This window comes from Chryseobacterium sp., assembly GCF_022712095.1.
GTDB lineage: Bacteria > Bacteroidota > Bacteroidia > Flavobacteriales > Weeksellaceae > Chryseobacterium.
This window is the reverse complement of record NZ_JALAHD010000244.1, coordinates 1-4,793: the sequence shown is the minus strand read 5'-3', so window position 1 is coordinate 4,793 and position 4,793 is coordinate 1. Positions and strand designations below refer to the sequence as shown.

Below are 4,793 nucleotides of genomic sequence, written 5' to 3'. Positions count from 1 at the left end.
GGTATATTATATATTGTAAATATATATATTTGAATAAAATATAAAATAATGTCAAAAATTAAAATAATGAAGAAATATCTATTAGGTTTTGCTTTAGCTTTTATGAGCTTAACTGCTTTTGCACAGGCAGACTATGAAAAGGCTATGACAGAGAAGATTGCAAAGATTGAAACTTGCAAAACGGCTGAAGACTTTCAGGTTTTGGCTAATGATTTTCATAAGATAGCAGGACAAGATGAGACCCGATGGCTGCCTTTTTATTATGCAGCTTTTGCTAATATTCAGAAAGGAAGAGTATTAATGAAGGAGGGAAAGATGGAAGATCTGGATTTTATAGCAGGCCAGGCTCAGAAGTATATCAATGCGGCACAGCACGCAGCACCTTCCGATAATGCAGAGCTGCATGTGTTGAAAAAAATGGCTTATTCATTAAAAATGATGGTTAATCCTCAGCAAAGAATAAATACTGATGGAGCAAAGGCTACAGAAGAACTGAAGGCTGCGGAAAAGCTTGACCCTGCAAATCCAAGAATTACCCTTATAAAGGCCGAAGACATGTATTTTACTCCGGAACAATACGGAGGAAGTAAGATAAAGGGAATGGAATTGTTCAGACAGGCTCATGAAAAATTCAAAAAGTATACGCCTAAGACTTCTCTGGATCCCAATTGGGGAAAAGCAGAAGCTGAGTACTTTTTAAGTCTGAATAAAAAATAAATAATATATCTAAAAACTATTTAAGGTCTTCCAGTAATGGGAGATTTTTTTTTGACGGTTCGGAAAGCAAAAAATACCATCCGGTTAAAAATAATTTTATTTACATTTATTATCAGCTAATTTTGGATCAGGAAAACTCACTTATGAAGCACAAGGATTTTATCATATTGTGGTGGATTGCATTAGGAACCACTATATTTTTCTTCTTCTTTTTTTCTGAGCATAAAAGTGTTGAAGGCTTTATGAAAACCTTCTTAATCTCGGCTATGTATTCTTTTCTTATAGGAACAGGAAATGGTATTTCTAATGAACTTCTCAATAAGAAAATACCATGGGCAGAAAAGACGACTCTTAGAGTGGTCATAAGCATTGTATGCATTCTGGTTATTAATTTTATTCTTGTATATGTATGTAATTATGTCAATTATGTAGTTATTCAGAGGGTAGCAACTACAGAAGTGTTCTTTTCGGGTAAATATAATTTTATCAATTGGTTTATGATCAACATTGCCCTTTTAATTTCTGCTTTTCTTCATGCAAAGAGCTTTATGGAAGAATTAAAAAAATCTTCTAAAAAAGAGGTGGTGGAGCAGAAATTAATTGCAAAGTCTGCCAATGCCCAGTTTGAAACCCTTAAAAACCAGCTGGACCCCCATTTTTTATTTAATTCACTGAATGTTTTGAGTTCTTTAATTGATGAGAATCCCAGACAGGCTCAGAAGTTTACCTCTTCCATGTCTAAAATCTACCGTTATGTTTTGGAGCAAAAGGATAAAGAGCTTGTTACCATTGAAGATGAAATAGAATTTGCGCAGACTTACTGTGATCTGTTAAAAACAAGATTTGAAGACAGCGTAGACTTCAGTTTTGAAGTAAGAAAAGAAGATTATGGGAAATATGTGACTCCCCTTTCCTTGCAGCTTTTGTTGGAAAACTGTATAAAGCATAATTATGCCACTTCTTCAAAACCTTTAAGTGTTAAGATCTTTTCTGAAGAAGGAGTTTTATGTATTGAAAATAATCTTCAGGAAAGGGAGCAAATTAAAGAAAGCTCAGGAATTGGGCTTGCTAATATTGTTCAGCGGTATTCCCTGCTTACCAAAAAAAATGTTTTTATCGAAAAATCTCCGGATTTTTTTAAAGTAAAACTTCCCGTTTTATCTGAGAAGGTTAAAGTTATTCAGGCGAATCCGGATGAAGAAGATCAAGCCTATGCAAGAGCCAGAAAGAGGATGAAAGAGATTAAAAGTTTTTATGGGAATCTTATTTCTTATTGCATTATAATCCCGTTTTTAATTGTCCTGAACCTTATTACCAGCCCGGAAAATTTATGGTTTTACTGGCCAATGCTGGGTTGGGGGATAGGACTTATTTCTCATGGAATGAATGTATTTACGATAGGGAAAAATTGGGAAGACAAAAAAATTAAAGAACTAATGAATAAATATAAATAAACATGGAAACTCTATCTTTAGTATTTTCTATTTCAATGGTTATGTGGATTTTAAGTGAGGTTATCTACAAGCAAACATTAAAATCCGGATCGGGTGACAAAAAAGATAAGGACAAATCTACTCTCAATATGTTGTGGATTGTTTTTCTTCTCTCTATTGCAGCAGCTGTTACCATTTCATACCGCTCAAAATTTCCGATAGTCGAAAGTATTTGGATCAAATATCTGGGTGAATTTCTGATTCTTGCGGGAATTGTACTAAGGTTTATAATTATCAGGACCTTAGGAAAATATTTTACAGTAGATGTAACGATCAAGCAAGATCATACGATCAAAAAAGAAGGATTTTACAGCCTGATAAGACATCCTTCTTATTCCGCTTCCCTGCTGACTTTTCTGGGATTGGGAATTTATTTGAATAACTGGATTTCGCTTATTCTGGCATTCATTCCTCCTTTGCTGGCATTCGGCTATAGAATAAAAGTAGAGGAACAAGCACTTATAGAGCAATTTGGTGAAGAATATATGGAATACATGAAATCAACGAAGAGAATTATTCCTTTCGTTTATTAATAAGAAGCTGTAATAAAAAAGATATTAGAATGTAAGTCATTGTCCTACATTCTAATATCAAAATTTAAATCTAAGTTATATATTGAAATTCTATAAGGTCATTTTATTTTTTTATAAAGCTTTTTGAAATTCCTTTTTTATCTGTAGTTATTTTGATAAAGTAGATACCGCTCGGTAGATGATGTACATTCAGTTTTTCTTCATAGATCCCCCTAATCGGAGTGATTTTTCTCGTGAGTACGATCCTTCCTTTTGTATCAATAATTTCCAATCCGGATACTTTGCTTTCATCTTTAAATTTAACCGTAAGTGTTTGCTGGACAGGATTAGGATAAAGGCTTAATTTTTCTTCTGTGCTTTGAATCTCTCTGGTAGACAATACTGCGTTCTGGCAGTTCGGCAATCTGTTGGTCCCATCTATATTCCAGTAACTTTCTACAGGAATGCACATCCAGTTCAGAACGGTAGGGAAATGATCTGTTTCTCTTGTGGTAGACAGATAATTATAGATCTTAAAATTAGCATTGGTATTTAAAGAACGGGTAGGAGAACCTGTGATGATACTGTTGTTATTATTAGGACTAGAATCAATCAACATATTTCCATCAGTCTCATCACATTTCCAAGCTGCTAATAATTGTGAGTAATATGGATGTGAAGAATTGATATCCTGATGAGCCCACTGAATGAGAACATCATTAGGAATCACGCTTTTCCATATTCTGATATTTTTATAAGAAGCGGAAAGATTCACGCCATAGGTATTGGTTCCGTCCTGATTGATCGTCAGAGGCAGACCGGAATTAATATTACCGATATTCTGCATTTTAGCAAAAGTTACAACAACTCCGTCTTCATATAAAGTAACCAAACCGTCTCTGTCAAAGCTTACGGCAATATGTTTCCATTGATTGGTAGGAAGCTTTCCTCCAGTTAGATCAATTCTGTTGGTACCGTCACCGATATTTATCTTGTAGGTCTGTCCGGAATATCCTGATATTAGAAACCCTTTATTTTTTCCGTTGCTCCAGTTTTTATTGCTAATCATTACAGGGTCGCTTGAAAAGTTGGCATTGGGTTTTACCCAGAATTCAATTGTGAAATCCTGTGTCGCTCCAAAATTAAATGGAGCTTGATCAGAAGGTTTTGCGTAGGTTCCTGCAGGCAGATTAAGCTGGTTAAAAGTAGTATTGGATTCGGAGATCGTTTTGCTGATCTGCTGAGGTACAATATTAGGATTGGAATAGATCGTAAAGATATTCCTTTCAGAGAGATTCCCTCCGCCATGACCGTTTTCTACAGCGCCATGATCTGTAGTGACAACGACCAGCCAGTCTTCGTTATTATAATTGGGTCTGCTTTTCATGGCGTGGACAATCTCTCCGATATAAGTGTCTGCTGTCTGGATTGAAGAAACATATTGAGGAACATTCGAAGAAAAACCATAGGTATGCCCTTCATGATCTACATTGTCAAAATCTACGAATAATATATCGGGATTATCATTTTGCAAAGCATTCACAGCAGCATTTTTAACGGCCAGATCAGAACTTAAATTAGATTTAACATCAGCATTCTGAATAATCTTATTATTAATAGGAGACCACTTGACGAGAGAAATGGTTCTTAAATTTGGATTATAAGCCTTCGCCCGTGATAAAAAATCCGGGTAATTTACATAATTAGGATTGGTGAAATTGTTGTCCTGTACATTATGCTTGGTGTGCCATACACCTGTAAGCATAGTACTCCATCCGTTTCCGCTCAAAGTAGGAGCTGCAGTGAGACCATCTAAAGAATAAACAGAAGTGGAGATTAGATTTTGAATATTCGGAATGTTGGCAGCCATCATTACATCTGAACGGCAACCGTCTATTCCGATAAAAAGTACTTTTTTGGTCTGAGCGTTTAATAAACAACTCATTCCTGCCAAAATTGAAAATAGTTTTGTTTTCATTATCGTTGATTTTAAAAAAGAAAAAGTTTACAAATAGTTATTTTATTTTAATTATTGTAAAAATAATTTACTATTTGTAAACTGTTATCAACT

Annotated in this window: 4 protein-coding genes; 3 read left to right on the top strand and 1 reads right to left on the bottom strand. The window is 34.7% G+C overall.

The window, feature by feature from the left end:
* Window positions 1-66 precede the first annotated feature (66 nt).
* The 3 genes from Q0A18_RS12810 (at window position 67) to Q0A18_RS12800 (ending at window position 2,743) form a co-directional block, all read left to right on the top strand.
* Window positions 67-717 carry a hypothetical protein gene (locus tag Q0A18_RS12810; RefSeq protein WP_292010545.1) on the top strand — a complete coding sequence of 217 codons (651 nt, stop codon included), beginning with the start codon at window positions 67-69 and terminating at the stop codon, window positions 715-717.
* A 143-nt stretch (window positions 718-860) separates the two neighbouring features.
* Window positions 861-2,171: a 2TM domain-containing protein gene (locus Q0A18_RS12805; protein ID WP_292010544.1), complete on the top strand. Its 1,311-nt coding sequence runs from the start codon at window positions 861-863 to the stop codon at window positions 2,169-2,171.
* A 2-nt stretch (window positions 2,172-2,173) separates the two neighbouring features.
* The gene (locus tag Q0A18_RS12800; protein WP_292010543.1) at window positions 2,174-2,743 is read left to right on the top strand and encodes an isoprenylcysteine carboxylmethyltransferase family protein; all 570 of its coding nucleotides are present in this window, start codon (window positions 2,174-2,176) and stop codon (window positions 2,741-2,743) included.
* A gap of 103 nt (window positions 2,744-2,846) precedes the next feature.
* Here the strand turns inward: Q0A18_RS12800 and Q0A18_RS12795 are convergent, their stop codons facing one another.
* Window positions 2,847-4,700: an alkaline phosphatase family protein gene (locus Q0A18_RS12795; RefSeq protein ID WP_292010542.1), complete on the bottom strand. Its 1,854-nt coding sequence runs from the start codon at window positions 4,698-4,700 to the stop codon at window positions 2,847-2,849.
* Window positions 4,701-4,793: the final 93 nt, after the last annotated feature.